The 15,728-nt window shown below is 62.1% G+C and carries 18 protein-coding genes; all 18 read right to left on the bottom strand.

Annotation, left to right across the window (positions count from 1 at the left end):
* Positions 1-30: 30 nt before the first annotated feature.
* On the bottom strand, positions 31-894 hold the full coding sequence (locus B0D71_RS29635) for a CsgG/HfaB family protein (RefSeq protein ID WP_103397864.1): 864 nt from the start codon (positions 892-894) through the stop codon (positions 31-33).
* Positions 895-925: 31 nt separating this feature from the next.
* Complete coding sequence (locus B0D71_RS29640; RefSeq protein ID WP_103397865.1) at positions 926-1,351, bottom strand: curli assembly protein CsgF; 426 nt, start codon at positions 1,349-1,351, stop codon at positions 926-928.
* Positions 1,348-1,740 carry a curli production assembly/transport protein CsgE gene (gene csgE / locus B0D71_RS29645; RefSeq protein WP_103397866.1) on the bottom strand — a complete coding sequence of 131 codons (393 nt, stop codon included), beginning with the start codon at positions 1,738-1,740 and terminating at the stop codon, positions 1,348-1,350. Before csgE ends, B0D71_RS29640 begins: the two co-directional genes overlap by 4 nt.
* On the bottom strand, positions 1,737-2,276 hold the full coding sequence (locus tag B0D71_RS29650; RefSeq protein WP_103397867.1) for a type II secretion system protein: 540 nt from the start codon (positions 2,274-2,276) through the stop codon (positions 1,737-1,739). Before B0D71_RS29650 ends, csgE begins: the two co-directional genes overlap by 4 nt.
* The gene (locus tag B0D71_RS29655; RefSeq protein ID WP_103397868.1) at positions 2,251-2,625 is read right to left on the bottom strand and encodes a type II secretion system protein; all 375 of its coding nucleotides are present in this window, start codon (positions 2,623-2,625) and stop codon (positions 2,251-2,253) included. Before B0D71_RS29655 ends, B0D71_RS29650 begins: the two co-directional genes overlap by 26 nt.
* A 4-nt stretch (positions 2,626-2,629) precedes the next feature.
* Positions 2,630-3,103 carry a type II secretion system protein gene (locus B0D71_RS29660; RefSeq protein ID WP_103397869.1) on the bottom strand — a complete coding sequence of 158 codons (474 nt, stop codon included), beginning with the start codon at positions 3,101-3,103 and terminating at the stop codon, positions 2,630-2,632.
* Positions 3,104-3,105: 2 nt separating this feature from the next.
* Positions 3,106-4,944: a secretin N-terminal domain-containing protein gene (locus tag B0D71_RS29665; RefSeq protein ID WP_103397870.1), complete on the bottom strand. Its 1,839-nt coding sequence runs from the start codon at positions 4,942-4,944 to the stop codon at positions 3,106-3,108.
* Positions 4,941-5,459: a hypothetical protein gene (locus B0D71_RS29670; RefSeq protein ID WP_103397871.1), complete on the bottom strand. Its 519-nt coding sequence runs from the start codon at positions 5,457-5,459 to the stop codon at positions 4,941-4,943. The genes B0D71_RS29665 and B0D71_RS29670 overlap by 4 nt, the downstream gene beginning before the upstream one ends.
* Positions 5,459-6,007 (bottom strand): type IV pilus inner membrane component PilO, encoded by a 549-nt coding sequence (locus tag B0D71_RS29675; RefSeq protein WP_103397872.1) that lies wholly within the window; start codon positions 6,005-6,007, stop codon positions 5,459-5,461. The genes B0D71_RS29670 and B0D71_RS29675 overlap by 1 nt, the downstream gene beginning before the upstream one ends.
* The gene (locus tag B0D71_RS29680) at positions 5,994-6,539 is read right to left on the bottom strand and encodes a PilN domain-containing protein (RefSeq protein WP_103397873.1); all 546 of its coding nucleotides are present in this window, start codon (positions 6,537-6,539) and stop codon (positions 5,994-5,996) included. Before B0D71_RS29680 ends, B0D71_RS29675 begins: the two co-directional genes overlap by 14 nt.
* 1 nt (position 6,540) lies before the next feature.
* Positions 6,541-7,344, bottom strand: coding sequence for a hypothetical protein (locus tag B0D71_RS29685; RefSeq protein WP_103397874.1), 804 nt, complete (start codon positions 7,342-7,344; stop codon positions 6,541-6,543).
* Entirely contained in the window at positions 7,325-9,031 is a 1,707-nt protein-coding gene (locus B0D71_RS29690) for a GspE/PulE family protein (protein WP_103397875.1), read from the bottom strand. The genes B0D71_RS29685 and B0D71_RS29690 overlap by 20 nt, the downstream gene beginning before the upstream one ends.
* Before the next feature lie 84 nt (positions 9,032-9,115).
* Positions 9,116-9,655, bottom strand: a complete 540-nt coding sequence (locus B0D71_RS29695) for a response regulator (protein ID WP_103397876.1) — start codon at positions 9,653-9,655, stop codon at positions 9,116-9,118.
* Positions 9,656-9,878: 223 nt separating this feature from the next.
* Positions 9,879-10,832, bottom strand: coding sequence for a peptidylprolyl isomerase (locus B0D71_RS29700; RefSeq protein ID WP_103397877.1), 954 nt, complete (start codon positions 10,830-10,832; stop codon positions 9,879-9,881).
* A gap of 13 nt (positions 10,833-10,845) precedes the next feature.
* Positions 10,846-12,396: a cytochrome c/ABC transporter substrate-binding protein gene (locus tag B0D71_RS29705; RefSeq protein WP_103397911.1), complete on the bottom strand. Its 1,551-nt coding sequence runs from the start codon at positions 12,394-12,396 to the stop codon at positions 10,846-10,848.
* Positions 12,397-12,405: 9 nt separating this feature from the next.
* Positions 12,406-13,038, bottom strand: coding sequence for an SCO family protein (locus B0D71_RS29710; RefSeq protein ID WP_103397878.1), 633 nt, complete (start codon positions 13,036-13,038; stop codon positions 12,406-12,408).
* Positions 13,035-13,691, bottom strand: a complete 657-nt coding sequence (locus tag B0D71_RS29715; RefSeq protein ID WP_103397879.1) for an SCO family protein — start codon at positions 13,689-13,691, stop codon at positions 13,035-13,037. Before B0D71_RS29715 ends, B0D71_RS29710 begins: the two co-directional genes overlap by 4 nt.
* A gap of 12 nt (positions 13,692-13,703) precedes the next feature.
* On the bottom strand, positions 13,704-15,656 hold the full coding sequence (locus B0D71_RS29720; protein ID WP_103397880.1) for a YncE family protein: 1,953 nt from the start codon (positions 15,654-15,656) through the stop codon (positions 13,704-13,706).
* Between the last annotated feature and the right edge of the window lie 72 nt (positions 15,657-15,728).

Consider the following 15,728-nt stretch of genomic DNA (forward strand, 5'->3'; position numbering starts at 1 on the left):
CCGAAGGCCGCTGCGGCCAAAAAACCAGACTCACTGCGAACTCTCCGGATCCACCTTGTTCTGCGTCAGATACCGCTCCAGCGTCTCGTTCGGTGCAGGCTGAGAATTATCCCCCGCCACCTGCCACAACCGCCGCTCGATCCCCTGCGCCAGCAAATGCCCCACCGCCGATTCGATCGCCGACAGCACACACAACTGCGCCGGCTCGTTGGTGGTGTAGCCAACTTCCGCTTCAAGCAGCTTTTTGAACTCGATGAACTTGAACACCCCGGCACTGCGACCGACCGAGTAAATGGTCTTGCTGGTCATCACGTTGGCCAGCACCTGCCCGCTGCGCACGTCCACCGCCCGCAGGTTCACCGTGACCTGATCCACGCGATACTCACGGGAAATGTCGATGCCCAGGTAGCGTGCCCCCTCCCCGCCACTGCGCACGTTGGTGTCGTAGGCGATGATCCCGCCTTCGAGCATCATGTTCGCCGCTTGCAGCGGTGGCAGTTCACCCAGGATGTTCACCGGCGTATTGGGTTTCTTTTGCGAGGCGCGGATGATCTTGCGCTCGGTCAACAGGTTCTGCAGCCCTTCACGCTCCAGCACCACAAACCAGCCACTGGCCTGCAAGGCGTCCATCAACATGCTCGCCGCGCCCTGGGTCACGCTGGTGGAAAACGAGCTGGCCGGGGTTGGCTTGTATTGCCCGGTCTGGTCGCGGAAGCCGTACACCACGGCCATCAACTTGCCCTTGGGTCGAGGCATGTTCAACAGATCGTAATAGGTCGAGGCCCTGGGGGTCAGGGTCGGCGTTTCAGTGTCTTGCTCGGCGGACATCGGTTCACGCAGACCGCAGCCGGAAAGCGCCGCCAACAGCATCCCTAGCACAATTATTCTTTTCATATCCGTAACTCCCCATCGGCCCATATCCCCGTCAAGGGGTGGTGGTGATGCCGTTTACCTGGATTTCCGAAACTTCACCGGTTGCCCGGTCGGTCACACTGATCGTCAATGCCCCTGAGTCATCGACGACGTTGACGATAAAGGCATCAGTCGACAGGCTCCCCGTGTTGCCAGTGGAGATGTTGTCCAGCAGTTGCCCTAGCAACCGCGATTGCAACTGACTGGTAAACCGTTCCAGCGCCGAAGTGCCGGCCACAGTGGTACGGTTGTTCAGATCGGGGTCGTCGTAGTCGTTCTGCGCCTGGGCGTTGTTGAGCAACCAGGTGCCGTTCAACGGGTTGCCGCCGAACGACGGGTTGATGGGCGTGTAGACCAATTCGGTGGCATGGACCAGGCCACAACTCCAGAGCCCGAGTAACCACAGTCCCCTACGTTTGCCGACAGTGCTTTTTTTCATAGTTCGTCCCTCTCAAGGTCGGTCGTGTCCTGCAACAAGGCTTCCAGCTTGCGCCGCACGATTTGCGCGCGGACCTGGTCGGCAGCCTCATAGGCCTCGTCTTTCAACTCCACGGTGTTCGGCGGCAAGAAGCGCCGATAAACCAGTCGCTGCTGAAACTCCACGGTCACCAGGCTGCCCCAGCGTGCTGAAGGTCTTTCACGTACCACCAGGTTGAAATCCATCGGGCTGGTGGCACGCAGGCGTTCACTGAATGAGTAATAAAAGTCATGGCCGATGTGCGAAATCGTGTCGTCGATGATGAACCCCAACATCTCGTCGTCATCTGCCGCCTGGGCGAAACTCGCCATCAGCGTCAGGGCCAGTGCCGCCAGCCACTGCCGGCTCAAGGCTGCAATGCCTCAGATGCGCTGGACTGTGCTTTCGGTGGCCCGTCGGCGCCATCGAGGAAGGCTTTCTCGGCCACGAACTGCCAATCCTTGTAGCTGGCCATGCCGTTGAAGTCCGACCACTGACTGGGGAAGTTCACCTGCTTGAGCGGCTTCTCCGTGGACGGGCAATACACACCGCTGATACGTCCGTCGATACCGCGCATCAGCTCCCATTCGCCACCTGTCATCGGTTCCGCGTACAACTGCCGGATATGGTGCTTGGCCGAGGGGAAACGCTCGTCCTGCAACAGGTCCGCGAGTTCTTTCGGGTACATGGCCACACCGGGCGAACTGCGGTAATAGCTGCGCAGCGCCTGGGCATACTGCGTACCGACCCAGAGCAACTGGTTTTCCCGGTCCCGGCGCGAAGCGGTGGCCCACAACTCACCGGCACTGGCCAGGCCCATGCCCATCACGGCGATCAGAAACAGCACACCCAGGTAGGTGAAGCCGTCCTGGCCCGAAGGCTTACCACTCGGAATAAAGGCTGCCATCACGCGCCCTCCCGCTGGCGCCACTCTTGATATCCGCCACCCCGCCCGCCACGCCATCCGGTGGCGCGACCATGACCCAGGTGTCCTTGCGCTCGGCAATCGGGTCCAGTGGCTGGTTACGCAGGTAGCGCAGTTCGACCAGCTGTTCGATGGAATCGGGATAACGCCCGGTGTCGCCGTAGTAGTGATCCAGCGCCTCGCGCATGGACGACAGGCTCTGGCGCAGGGTGGTCTCTTTCGAGGCCTCCAGGCTGGTGAAGTAGCGTGGCAAGGCGATCGTCATCAGGGTCGCGATGATTGCCATGACCACCATCAGTTCCAACAAGGTAAAACCCTTTTGCCGACGCATATGCTCACCACTCCCGATAGGCGATGCCATTGAGACCCTTGCCCCGGGCCTTGGAGTAAACGTCAAAGACGTCCTGGCCCTCGCGGGGGTTCTCAGCCGAACTGTCATAGGAACGCAGCCCCCAGCCGCCCTCGTCGTCACGCTTGACGGTTGCCAGCGGATCACGGGGGATGCGCCGCAGGAAATAGAACTTGGCCCCCTTGGCGCTGCGCACATCACGCACACCCTCGACCAGCACTTTCAGGTTCGGCGGATAGCCGTTGCTGTCGAGCGACTTCTCGATATAGCCGGCGTCGAAGGCGCGCTTGTAGGCGTCGATGCCATCGCGGATCTGGTACAGCGCGGTCCGCAGTTCCTGCTCTTTGCCCCGGCGCACCACAGTCTCGGTCAGCGGTGCGGCCATGCCGGCCAACAGGCCGACCAGGGCAAGCGTCACCACGACTTCGATCAGGGTAAAACCGCGTTGCGAGGCGCTCATGATCAAGGCTTCCCGACAGTAACGGTGGTGGCGATCGGTGCGCTCATGGGGGCGCCCATGGGGGCGGCCTGAACAGTTGTGCTCATCGAACGGTCCGGTGCCTGGATGTGCATGCTGGTTTCGGTACCGGTCGGGAATTCCATGTCCGACGGGCTCTGGTACGGCAGGTTGCGCACGATCCGCGGGGTGATCGACAGCACCAGTTCGGATTTGCTGACGTCGTCCTTGTTGCTGCCGAACAGGCGGCCCAGGCCAGGAATATCGCCAAGGCCTGGGATCTTGTTACCGCTGGCGCCGTGATCGTTGCGCACCAGGCCGGCGAGGATCTGGGTTTCGCCATCATGCAGACGCAAGGTGGTCTGGGCGTTGCGGGTATCGACCTGGACCGGAATGGTGCCCTGAGGGGTCGGCGCCAGCGGCGTGGCGTTACTGACTTCCAGCGCGACCTTGATCGCCACTTCGTTGTTCAGGTGCACGATGGGCTGCACTTCAAGCTTCAGACCGACGTCGAGGTAGGTCACGCTTTCGGTGATCACCGGGCCCTGAGTCGAAGGCACCGAAGTGGCGCTGATGATCGGCACGCGCTGACCGATATGGATGCGCGCCTGTTCGCGGTTGCTCACCCGGATCACCGGGCTGGCCAGGGTGTTGATGTCTTTGTCCTGGGCGTTGATCTTGAGCTGGGGCGATGGCGTGAAGGCAATCCGGCTGGAGTCGATGCCTTTGAGCTGATCGAGAATCGACACTGGCGAGCCGTCGCTGTTGATCACGCCGAAGGTGTTGGGCCATTGCAGGCCAAGGTCGAGAATGCGCTGGCGGGCCACTTCCATCACTTCCACTTCCAGCACCACTTCGGGGTTGGACTGGTCCTGCGATTGCAGGAGTTTTTCCGCCATGCGGATGGCGTCGCCGGTGTCGCGCATGGTCAGGGTATTGAGACGTTCATCGACGAACACGTCGCGGGTCTTGAGCATGGTCTTGATCATGTTCAGCGCGGTGTTGGCATCGATGCTGGTCAGGTAGAAGGTGCGCATCACCAGCTCCTGATAATCCTTGAGCTTCTGCGGCGAGTCCGGGTAGATCAGCAAGGTGTTTTCATTCACCACTTTCTGATGCAACTGGTTCTGTTGCAGCAGCAAATCCACGGCGTCTTCGATGCGCACATCACGTACGAAGATCGTGGCTTTCATGTCCGGGCGCAGGTCCTTGTCGAAGATGAAGTTCAGGCCGGCGACCTGGGACAGCACTTCGAAAATGGTCTTCAGGTTGGCGTCGCGAAACTCCAGGGTCACCGGCCGGTCCAGGCGTGTACGCAGTTGCGGGTACTGCACCACGTTGCGGCTCTGCACCAGGCGGATGTTGTCTTGCAATTCCCGGGCACCCTCGTTCTGCGGGTCCAGTTCGAGAATCTGCTTGACCTGGCGGTCGGCACCGTAGATGTCACCGCGACGCAGGTCGGCACGGGCCAGTTCGAGTTTCTCGTCCATGCTGCGCAGGTAGTCGAGTTGACGCAGGGAGTCCTGGGCACGACGGTTGTTCGGTTCGAGACCCAGGACCCGGCTGTAGGCCAAGCGGGCCCCGGCGAAATTACGCTGGGCGCGATCCATGTCGGCCTGGGTCAGCAGTGCTGTCACGGCGCGGGCCCGACCGCTGTTGAGCGCTATGTGCAGATCGGTATCGCGAGGGTTCTCGCGCAATCCCTGTTCGATGCGAGCCAGGCCGGCTTCGTACTGGCCTGACTCCATCAGGGCGGAAGCTTCGTCCTTGGCAAGTTGCGCCGAACTGCAGGCGGCCAACCCGGCACAGAGGCAAAGGCTCATCAGCAAACGGGATTTGTTCATTCCGTACTCCCCACAGACAAAGTCTGAGCTAAATGCAGAGGCAGGTAGACCAGGCTCAATTCCTCATCGGAAATACGCTCGATCCGCCAGGTTTCGTCGATGACATCCCCTTTGCGCACGACGTATATTTTTTCGCCGTTCTGCAAGAACACCTGCAGATCGGAACGGTCATCCAGCCTGCCAACAAACTGGAAGGGCAACGGCGGTGCAGTGGGGACTTGCACCTCCTGAGTCACGACGACCGGTTGTTCAATGACGGTGCCGAGGACCGGCGCCGGTTTCCAGCTACGGGCGGCGAACAGGTCGCCCGCCGGGCTCAGATCCTTGATCGGTACTACCGCAGTGGCGGTCGATGCAGCCGCCACTGCGCCCGTGCTCTTGCCCTTGGTTGGTGTTGCCACGGCGGCCACCGCAGGGTCGCTGTCGTCAGCCTGTTTGAAGTATTCGGGACCCCAGGCCAGCGTTGCCGCCACCCCGAAGAACGCCACCCAACCCACTACTCGCTTGGTATTCATCATGACCTCGACAGGTAAAGGGTCATGCGGATCCGCCCGGTCAGGTCGGTATCGGCGATTTTCTTGCGCTGCAGCTCCACATCCTCCAGCACCACCGCCGGCAACTGGCCGAGCAAGGCGTGCAGGAAACGCCGCAGTTGCGGATAGCTGCCCCGTACCGGCAGCAGAATCTGATAACGGGCCAGGTGCGTCTTGGGGTCCACGCCCAGGGAGTATTCACCCCGGGACAAGGTGATGCGCTCTTGGGCGGCCAGGGCGTAGATCTTGTCGATGGCCACGGTGGCCTGAGGCTGGGACGGCAACTTGCTGCGGAAGTCGTCGAGCTGACGCTGCGGTATCACCGGCGCCGCCACGCTACCGTCTTCGACCTTGGCCAGATACTCGGTGGCTTCGCGGGTCTGCTGGCTGAGGCTTTGCAGCGACTGCCAGTCCGGCAGCAACCCGACCAGGCCATAACTCATCGCCAGCACCAGCATGCCCAACCCTGCCAGCCCCGGAACGCCCAGGCCTTGCAGGTATTCGTGGACAATCAATCTAGGGATTTGCATCGCCGATCTCCCAGGTAGCCGACAGGTTGAATTGCACCGGGTGTTCCGGCACGTTGGCGACAATTTCGTGGCTCAGCAGCGACACGTCGGACAGCTCGTCGCTGGCTTCGAGGCGGCGGTGGAAATCGAGCATGGCGTCCAGGTCCATCGCCTCGGCGCTGATCCGCACCTGGCCTTTGCGAGCGTCGGGGGTCAGGGTCAGCAGGGCAATATTGTCCCGCGGCATGGCTTCGAGGGTGGCGAACAGGCGTTCCCAGGGGCGGCGCAACTGCTGGGAGACCTTGCGCATTTCCGCCAGGTTCTGCGCCTGCTCGCGAGTTTCCGCCGGGGTCAGGCCGGGCTTGCCGCCGTTGTCGCCGGTGAGCACCCGCTGTGTGGTTTGCAAGTGGCCTTGCTGTTGTTCGGCCTCGTTGCTCAGGTGCTGCTGCACCAGAGCGCAAGTCAGTGTCAGCACCACGCCACCGGCCAGCAGGCTCCAGCCCAGGGGACCGGCACGGCGGCGCGGCTGAAAGTCGAGCATCAGGGGGCGCATGTCAGGCCACCGCCCGAGACATGACGTACAGGCAATCGCGTACGGCTGTCCGGTCTTCTTCGAGGGTGCGCAGGTGCACACCCGGTACGTCGGGATGCGAATCGATGCGCGCCGGTGCATGCAGGTAGACATTCAACGGCCGTTCGCTGGTGGAAGCCTGTAACTGGTTTTCACGGCCGATCAACGCAGTCAGCGCAGCATCGCTGTCGTTGCTGCCCACCGAACGCACCGAAGTCCAGCGCCCTTCCCGGGCCAGCAGCAACACGCTGCGTACCGGTTCGGCGACCACGAACAGGAAGTCCCCGGCATCAAAGCTTTGATCGAAATGGTTGAACGCCGCCATCAGGTACGGCTGCACCGAACGCAGGCGCAAACCGCGAGCGCTGACCACAGCGCGCAGCCGTTCGAGCAAGTCCTGTGGCAGCGCAGTGGCGATGCGGTCATAACCGGCAGGTTCAGGCGAAAGCACCAGGTTCCAGGATTGTGTCGGGGCACCGTAGAGGTCTTCGAAACACAATTGGGCGAAGCCGAGCAATTCGGCCGGGCTGCTGATCTGCTCGCTCCAAGGCACCAGGCAATAACGGCTGAAGTGCCCGGAGATCACCACGGTCAGTTCCGCCCTGGCAACGGAGTGTTCGGCCAGTAAACGGTCGAGGGTGTCGAGGGCCACCGTCCAGGCGTGGAAACCTTCGTCGATGTAGCCGACGCTGCCCAGCCAGCGGGTTGCATTGCCTTGCCGATGCCCCAGGCCAACACCACTGGCGCCGAGCACGGCGACAAATTGCTCACGAGATAAAAGTGACACGATTGATCTCCTCGAGAGTAGTCCGGCCTTGTTCCACCAGCTCCAGCGCGGACTCGCGCAACAGACGCAAACCCCGCTTGCAGGCGTGGGCCTTGATTTTCGAAATGGGTTGGCGCTCGACGATCATCTGCCGCAGTTCGTCGTCCAGGTGCAGCAGTTCGGCAATCGCGCTGCGTCCGCGATAACCGGTGCCCCGGCAATGCCCGCAGCCCTTGCCGTGGACGAACTGGTAGTGAGCGACCTTTTGCCGATCAAGCCCCGAGATTTCCAGCTCTTCGTCTGTCGGGCTGTAGGGGCTGCTGCAACTGGTGCAGACCAGGCGGATCAGGCGCTGGGCCAGCACGGCATTGAGCGCCGAGACCAGGCTGTAAGGATCGATTTCCATCTGGGTGAAACGACCGATCACGTCGAACACGTTGTTGGCGTGGATGGTGGTGAACACCAGGTGACCGGTGAGCGCCGATTGCACGGCGATCTGGGCGGTGTCCGGGTCGCGGATTTCACCGACCATGATCTTGTCCGGATCATGCCGCAGGATCGAGCGCAGGCCCCGGGCGAACGTCAGGCCTTTCTTCTCGTTGACGGGGATTTGCAGCACGCCCGGCAGTTGATATTCCACCGGGTCTTCAATGGTGATGATCTTGTCCACGCCGTGGTTGATCTCGGTGATCATCGCGTAGAGCGTGGTGGTCTTGCCGCTACCGGTAGGCCCGGTCACCAGCACCATGCCGTAGGGTTCGGCAGCCAGCCGGCGCAGTTGGCGCAAGGTCTCTTCTTCAAAACCCAAGGCTTGCAGTTGCACGCCACAGACTTTGTCGGCGAGGTCCTGTTTGTCGAGTACCCGCAGCACCGCGTCTTCGCCGAAGATGCTCGGCATGATCGACACCCGGAAGTCGATCTGCCGGCCGCTGATACCGACTTTGAAACGACCATCCTGAGGCACGCGTTTTTCGCCGATGTCCAGTTCGGCCATGACCTTGACCCGGGAAATCACCTGCTCGGCGAACTCGCTGCCCTGGATCTTGCTGATGTTGTTGAGTACGCCATCGATCCGGTACTTGATCACCAGGCCGCTGCCGGTGGTGCCAAGGTGGATATCGCTGGCGTGCATTTTCAGCGCGTCGTACAGGGTCGAGTTGACCAGTTTGACCACCACACTCGAGTCTTCGCTGATGCTGGTCAGGGACAGGCTTTGCAGGGTATCGATTTCGGTGCCGCCTTCGGCCTGGGCGTTGAGCGATTCCACCGCATGGAAGCTCTCTTCGTGACGCGCCAGGTACGCCTTCAGGTCGTCGGCGTGCACCAGGTACAGGGGGGCGCCATGCAGGCATTCATCGATCCAGGCCAGGCGCGCAGTGTCAAAGGGGTCGGCGAATACACCGATGACCGCATCGTCATGGCGCAGCAGGATGAATTCGCGCTTGAGGCATTGGGCCAGGGTCACCCGGTCGAACACCGGGGTGGATTTGAACAGGCTGTCGGTGTCGAGCACCGGGTAGTGCAGGGTCACGCCCAGGCACTGGATGAACGGCATGGGCGCCAGTTCGCTCAATCCCCCGAGGGCGTCCAGCATCCGTTCGCCGGAACTGGTGGCCAGGGCTCGGGCCTGGGCCAGTTGTTCACTGGTAAAACGAGTCGGTACACATTCCGGTTGCGCCGGTTCTACGGCAAGGGATAGACGGTCCATGGCTTGCTCTCCAACGCCCGGGGCTTTGAGCCCTGTCGACGCGGCGAGCAGTTTCGGCAAAGGCCGGAACGTCTTGTCGCGCCACTACTCCCCGGTGAGCAATTGTTCGTCGTCTGGTGCCATGGAGGCCGATGTGTTTTTTCGGCGATCTGCAAGCACCCAACTACCGTCGTACAACTGCAGCGGGAAACTCTCGGTCCTGCTCTGGCGTCGTTCGACGAATCCCTCGGAAGTGCTCACACCCACACCCGTTCTGGTCTCGCGCCGCCTACCCAGAAGATCAAGCACTGCACGGGCCAATTCCGCCAACGGAAACGGTTTGAACAGGATATGGCTGACTCCCAGTAGCCGGGCCCGCTCGCAAACTTCCGCGGTTGGATGCCCTGTGATCAGCACAAAATGGCACTTCCTGTTCTGGCGGACGGCATCGAGCACCTGAAAGCCTTCCATATCGGGCAAGCGGTAATCGAACACCATCACATCGGGTGCGAAATCGCCAGCTTCCGCGATTCCTTGTGCACCGTCGTGAGCAATCCGGACATCCAGCGCTTGCGCCTGCAGGTAACCCTGGAGGTTTTCCGCCAGCAGCTGTTCGTCATCAACAACCAGTACTTTGTTTAACAAGGTCGACTCCTTGAAACCGCAGGTCCGGGATTTGAACCTGGCAGAGTGCGTGCCCTGAGAGGACTAACGCACACTTCATGCCAGACTGAGCGCCGGTAATTATTGGTCTTCATGTCCTTGAATTTAAAAACAATGCCTTTTCGTGCGGCAACCCCATCCCCCAAAAACGGGGAAAGCGATCGGATTGGCATTGACGTTTTTCCCCCACTGTTGGGGAACCCCCCTATTGATCGTCAATCCGCTCGATTCGATTACGCGAGCGCAATTGCGCCAATGCCTGCAAGCGAGCTTGAACCTGTTGTTGCCGGGCAAGGTAAGCCCGAACCATGTCAAGTCCTTGCTCTTCTGGGACATTGGTCGCCTCCATGTGGTTCTCTAAAAAAATCAGATGCCAGCCCACCGAGGTACGCACGGGTTCGCTGACAGCCCCCGGTGCCAGGGTAAACGCGGCAGCCTCGAACTCCGGCAACATCCGTCCACGGGGAAAATAACCCAAGTCGCCCCCTTCGCTGGCCGACGCGTCTTCGGACCCGCTGCGCGCAACGCTGGCGAAGTCGGACCCTGCAACGATCGACGCTCTCATCGCGATTAAGCGTAGCCGCGCGGCCTCGACAGTGGAAGCGTCAGCACCGGGCGCTACCTTGATCAGGATATGCCGGGCCCGCACTTCTTCGGGCCGGTTCATCTCGGCACGGTGTTCCTCGTAGAACGCCCGAACCTGTTTTTCGTCCGGCTCACCGGCCTGGGTGAGGTCATTGAACACTTGCCGGGCCGCCAGTTCACGGCGGGTGTACTCGGTGTAGCCCGCTTCGTCGAAGCCGGCGTCCTCAAGACGCCGGGCAAACACCTCGGCGCCGCCCATGGCCTGACGGGTCTGGTCGACCTGGTCTTTAACCATGGCATCACTGATCACCACGCCACGCTTGACGGCCTCCTGCCACAACAATTCGCGGTCGATCAAGGCATCCAGCGCGGCCTTGCGCAGTTGCTTGTAGGCTTTCGGATTGCGAATGTTGCCTACCGCCCGCCCCTGATCCTCCAGGTATTCGGCGAAGTAGCGCTCCAGGCGCAGCTGGGAAATTTCCTCACCATTGACCCGCGCCGCAGCCGGGCCACTGCTGCACCACGCCACGGGCACCCAGAGCGTCAACAGGGCCAGCAAAGTGTTGAGTTTCATGATCGGCCTCCGGTCAGGGCATGGCAGCAATGGGTTTATAGGGGGCGACCAGATAAAAACGCTGGTCCGGCAGATCCACCGTGACGATATGCGCACCGCTCAAGCCCTGGCGCCGGCCGGGACCAAAGCTGATCAGTGGCGTCAGCCCGGTATCAAAGTCGTGCAGGCCTTCCAGGGCACTGACCAGTTTCTCGCGGCTGGCATCGCGCCCGGCCTGCTTCATGCCTTCGCTGAGCAGCATCATCGAACTGAACGCGCCCACCTGCAGCACCGCGTGCTGGCCGCCCAGGCCCTGAAGTTCACGCAATTGAGTCAAGGCCAGGCGGCCGGCCAGGGTCCAGTCGCTGGGCACGAACGGATAGGCCAGGAACACCCGCCGGGAAAATCCGCTGGGCACCTGTATCAGGTTGCCCGCGACCTGGTTCGAGGCAGCGAACAGGTAAGGCACCTGCCCCGCCGTTTGCAAGCGCTCGGCCAGTCGACTGAAGCCGCTGCTGCTGCCCATGTAAAACACTGAGCGCGACCCCAAGGGCAGATCATCCCTGGCCGCGTCATAGGCTTGCAGGCTCACCTTTTGCCAGGCGTGCCCCTGCAGATACTGACTGAGTTCCTGCGCAGCAAGCCGTTGGCCGGATTCGTCCGGATAGGCGATCAGCGTCGGCCCCTGAAGCACTCGCAGGCTGGCGGCGGCGTAATCGGCCAGGGCGATCAATTGCTCGCGAAGCCCCGGCAGCGGCTCGAAAATCTGCGGGCTGGCGAGGGACGTGCCCTGCAAGGACAGCGGCCCGATCAGGGGAATGCCAGCCCGTTCCAGTCGCACGGTGAGTTCCACGTCCAATGCCGGCGCCAGCGGTGCGATGAGGGCAAACACCTGCTCTTGATCGATCAAGCGGTCCAGCGCCTGTTCGGCACTGGCGCGATCGGCACCGGGGTCGAGGATGGTCAGGCGCACCTGCCGACCGTGAATACCGCCCGCCTCGTTGATACGCGTCACGCACCCCTTGAGCACCGCCGCCACCGTAGCGCCCTCCTCGCTCAATGGGCCGGTGCCCGGCAGCAAGGTGCCCAGGTTAAGGCTGTCGGGGGTCAGGCCTGGATCGCGGTCTTCGGCCAGGCGCTTGAGATACGCCGTGAGGTTGCGTTGATCGTTCATCGACAACACGAACCGTGGCATCGTCGGATCGAGCCGGTTATTGCCAGGGTCGCGCCCCTCCTGCACCGCCCGCGCCAGGGTACTGTCGCTGTAGGCCGGATAACTGCGGCCGTTGATGTGCTGCTGGCCATGGCTGCTGGTCAGCCGCGACCAACTCAGGTCCGGTGGTCGCACCCCGCCCTCCGGGCGCCCGAGGCCGTCTTCGCCATGACAGTTGGCGCACGGCAGGCTGGTGGCCGGCAGCAACATGCTCGATGCGCCGACCCGGGCCATGATCGGTTCCCCGCTCGCCGACACACCTTCGCGGTACAAGCGCTTGCCGGCACTTTCGTTGACGCTCAGCGGCAGCGCCTGGGCGCTGAGCGTGAGGCCGCCGAGGAGCAGCAGGCCAAGGACGAGGGCAGTATTCATGGCCATGGCTCAGCGCTCCGCCACGGGCATTGTCAGCAGCTGCAAACGCTGGGCAATGGCCGCGGCCGGGGCATCCGGACGGATTTTGCTCCAGCGTTTGTTCGCCACGTCACCGACGATCAACTGGGTGGAGTGCTGCTCGGGGGTCGGCACGATCTGACCGATGCGACCCAAAACAAGGTCCATTTGCGCCTTGTCGCCGGTGAGAAAAAACCAGTGGGGCCCATCGACGCCCTGTTTCAAGGTGTAAGCCTTGAGTACCGCCGGGGTGTCCCGCAGCGGATCACTGGTAAGGGAGATAAAGGTGACGCCGTCGGCCTTGTCACCGAGCACTTCACGCACTTCTTTGAGCTTGCGGGTAATCAACGGGCAAGCATCGTCACAACTGGTGAAAATCACATTGAGCAGCACCACACGGTCCTTCAATGCGTCGCTGTAGAAGCGCAGCGTGTTGCCGTTCTGGTCCTGCAACGGCGTGTCGGTGAACCAGGTTTTCGCGTCGTGGGTGCCGGTGGACGGTGCCGCGACGGCCACCGCCGGCGCCGACGCTGGCGCAGCTTGTTGATGCCCTTCGTGGGCAAAGGCCACTGAACTGAAAATGCAGAAACAGACGCTCAGGGCGAACCAGTCGATGGCTCTCATGGCTGGTGCTCCATGGCGATGGCGGTGTGCTTGGCGTGGGTATTGCGTTCACCACTGAGCCTTTCGACGGCCCGGGCCAGTTCCGTCGGGTCGGTGAAGCCGTAGTAGCGGGTCCAGAAACGGTTGTTGCCGTCCCCCACCAGAATCAGCGGCGAGTGGTTCTTAAAGTCACCGCTGTAGGCGCCCAGGCCCTTGAGGGTGGCATTGACCGACTGCGGCGAACCGGTCAGCCAGCTCCAGCCCGGCCCCTGCTGGAAAGTGCGGGCGTAGTCGTTCAGGCGCTTGGGATCGTCGCGCTGCGGGTCGATGCTGATCGACACCAGTTGCACCTCGGTGCCGACCCGCGCGCCGAGCTGTTTCTGCACCTTGCCCATGATCGAGGACACCACCGGACAGACCGTGGTGCAACTGGTGTAGATGAAGCCCATGACCACGATCTTGTTGCTCACCAGGTCTTTTTCCAGGCTGACGACCTTGCCGTCCTGGTCCAGCAGGGCCACGTCGGCAAACTTGATCGGGGCGGTCTCCGGGCTGGCCTTTTTGCTCGTCATGTCGTGCCCGGAATGCTCGTCCGTCGAGTGGGCCAGCGCCTGGCCAATACCGATGGCCAAGAGGCAGAACGTCAGCAGGCCACGATGTGCGAATCGGTTCATGTCAGTTTCCTCTTAGTGGGTATCGCCGGGTATGACCCGAACACTGGCAAAGGTCTTGTCATCGAAACTCGAGCCCAGGGACGCAGCCCGCACGTGCAGGTACCAGGCACCGCTCTGGTCGAGGGTCACCGGGGCTTCATAAACACCGTCGGCGACCTCCAGGGCGGCGACCTGCTGTGGTCGCGAAGTCGGGGCGCGGAAGTAGCGCACCTGAACATCCTTGACCCCGCTGCGCTGCGCTTTCTGCTTGCCCTCGACGATGCGGAAGCGCACCACGTACGGGCTGCCCAGGTCAGCGGTGAACTGGTCGAGCATGAACTCGACCTTGGGCATCCCACGGTGCTGATCGAGGTTTTTGTCGGCCTCTACCAGGGTGCTGAAGCAGTGGATGATGTTCGGCTGGTTAAGCAGGAACGCCACGTCGAAACGCCCCGCCGCCGGCAGCTTGACCCGCGAGCTGTATAGTCCCGGTTCGATTTCCCGCAGGCTGCGGTCAATGACCAGCGCCGCCCGCGCCACCTGTCCGCGATTGGGGTAACCGGACATCGGCGCGTTCATGCCTTCGGCGTAGAAGTAGGTGGTGTTGTCCACCGGGTTGACCACGAACACCGCGTTATCGTCCCGCGATACCGCCAGGCTCGACGCCAGCGGCAGGTCACCGGCCATCCGCGGTGCCTGAGGTCCGGCTTCGAAACTCTGGGTGATCGGCGTGCGGCCCTCGCCGAGGGATGCCAGGTTGATCATCGTGACTTTCGGCGAAGCCAGCCCGCGCACATAGGCATAGGCCTTGGTGAACACCACTTGATAGGGTTCGGCGGAGACGTTCAGTTCATGGATCAACGCGTCGTTGGCGGTGTCGATCACCGCGGCCTGGTTCTCCAGGGTGTTGAGCACGATGCCAAAACGACCGTCGGCGCTGAAGCCCATCGGGCCCAGCCCCTGTTTGAGCTTGATCACCCGGCGCACCGACTGACTGGCGCTGTCGACCACCGTCACTGTGCCGTCCTGGCCATCGGCCACATAAGCGGCACCGGACAGCGGCGAATACACCACGGACAAGGGGTGCGTACCGGTCTTGAGTTGTTTGCTGATGCTCAGGCTGGCGATGTCGACGATGCTCAGGGTGCCGTCGTCGCGGTTGGTGACAAAGGCGAAACGGCTGTCCTTGCTGAACGCGATTTCGTGGTGCCCGGCCCCGGTGGCCAGGTGCTTGAGCGGTTTGAGGCTGGCGGCGTCGATCACCGTGACCCCGGATTGCCCGTCCTTTGCGGCATTGTTGCCGACCCACAGCAAGCGTTCGTCCGGTTGCAGGGCCACGCGTACCGGATTGCTGCCGGCCGCTACCGAGTCGATCACCTTGAACTGTTCACTGTCGATCACCGCCACCTCGCCGGCGGTGGGCATCGAGACAAACACCCGCTTGTTGTCCCGGGGCGTCACCCAATCCATCGGCGGCTGTTTCAGTTCAATCCGCGCCAGGGTGCTGGTGATACCGCCGACGGACACCGACGGGTCGACCACCGAAACGCTGGCATCACGGTTCATCACCAGCAGGAAGTAGCTGTTGAGGTCGAGTAAGGGGCGTGCGCCGATATTCGATTTGAGGAACGTGCCGACCCGCGACTTGCAGCTCCTGTCGCGGCCCTGGGCCTGGTCGGCGGCGACGGACTCCGGGTCGAGCCAGGCACCCGGCGCGACGCCGGACAAGGGTTGGCCCGAGGCTTTGTCCGTCACGCGAAATTGCACATCGGCAAAGCCACCCTCGCGCAATACGCCGTCCTCGGCCAGCGGCTTCACATCAAAAACCACCGAAACCCCGTCACGCTCCAGCGTCCGGTTGCTCCAGGTGTCGGGCAATGCAACTTCGCTGAGCATGCTCGCCGGCGCGGTTCGCCAGACGCCGAGCCAGATCAACGCCATCCCGAGGATCAGCGCACTGCTAACGACTTTGATGGTCCTGTCCATTACACATCTCCTCTTCACACATCTGTGCCTGCCTAACCAGGAACAATGCATTTCTCTGTGGCGAGGGAGCTT

This window comes from Pseudomonas laurylsulfativorans, from assembly GCF_002906155.1.
GTDB lineage: Bacteria > Pseudomonadota > Gammaproteobacteria > Pseudomonadales > Pseudomonadaceae > Aquipseudomonas > Aquipseudomonas laurylsulfativorans.

Bases quoted from the DNA above. Each gene is read 5' to 3' on its own strand.
- B0D71_RS29635 (WP_103397864.1), bottom strand. From the start codon at position 894: ATGAAAAGAATAATTGTGCTAGGGATGCTGTTGGCGGCGCTTTCCGGC.
- B0D71_RS29640 (WP_103397865.1), bottom strand. From the start codon at position 1,351: ATGAAAAAAAGCACTGTCGGCAAACGTAGGGGACTGTGGTTACTCGGG.
- B0D71_RS29650 (WP_103397867.1), bottom strand. From the start codon at position 2,276: ATGGCAGCCTTTATTCCGAGTGGTAAGCCTTCGGGCCAGGACGGCTTC.
- B0D71_RS29655 (WP_103397868.1), bottom strand. From the start codon at position 2,625: ATGCGTCGGCAAAAGGGTTTTACCTTGTTGGAACTGATGGTGGTCATG.
- B0D71_RS29660 (WP_103397869.1), bottom strand. From the start codon at position 3,103: ATGAGCGCCTCGCAACGCGGTTTTACCCTGATCGAAGTCGTGGTGACG.
- B0D71_RS29665 (WP_103397870.1), bottom strand. From the start codon at position 4,944: ATGAACAAATCCCGTTTGCTGATGAGCCTTTGCCTCTGTGCCGGGTTG.
- B0D71_RS29670 (WP_103397871.1), bottom strand. From the start codon at position 5,459: ATGAATACCAAGCGAGTAGTGGGTTGGGTGGCGTTCTTCGGGGTGGCG.
- B0D71_RS29675 (WP_103397872.1), bottom strand. From the start codon at position 6,007: ATGCAAATCCCTAGATTGATTGTCCACGAATACCTGCAAGGCCTGGGC.
- B0D71_RS29680 (WP_103397873.1), bottom strand. From the start codon at position 6,539: ATGCGCCCCCTGATGCTCGACTTTCAGCCGCGCCGCCGTGCCGGTCCC.
- B0D71_RS29690 (WP_103397875.1), bottom strand. From the start codon at position 9,031: ATGGACCGTCTATCCCTTGCCGTAGAACCGGCGCAACCGGAATGTGTA.
- B0D71_RS29700 (WP_103397877.1), bottom strand. From the start codon at position 10,832: ATGAAACTCAACACTTTGCTGGCCCTGTTGACGCTCTGGGTGCCCGTG.
- B0D71_RS29705 (WP_103397911.1), bottom strand. From the start codon at position 12,396: ATGAATACTGCCCTCGTCCTTGGCCTGCTGCTCCTCGGCGGCCTCACG.
- B0D71_RS29710 (WP_103397878.1), bottom strand. From the start codon at position 13,038: ATGAGAGCCATCGACTGGTTCGCCCTGAGCGTCTGTTTCTGCATTTTC.
- B0D71_RS29715 (WP_103397879.1), bottom strand. From the start codon at position 13,691: ATGAACCGATTCGCACATCGTGGCCTGCTGACGTTCTGCCTCTTGGCC.
- B0D71_RS29720 (WP_103397880.1), bottom strand. From the start codon at position 15,656: ATGGACAGGACCATCAAAGTCGTTAGCAGTGCGCTGATCCTCGGGATG.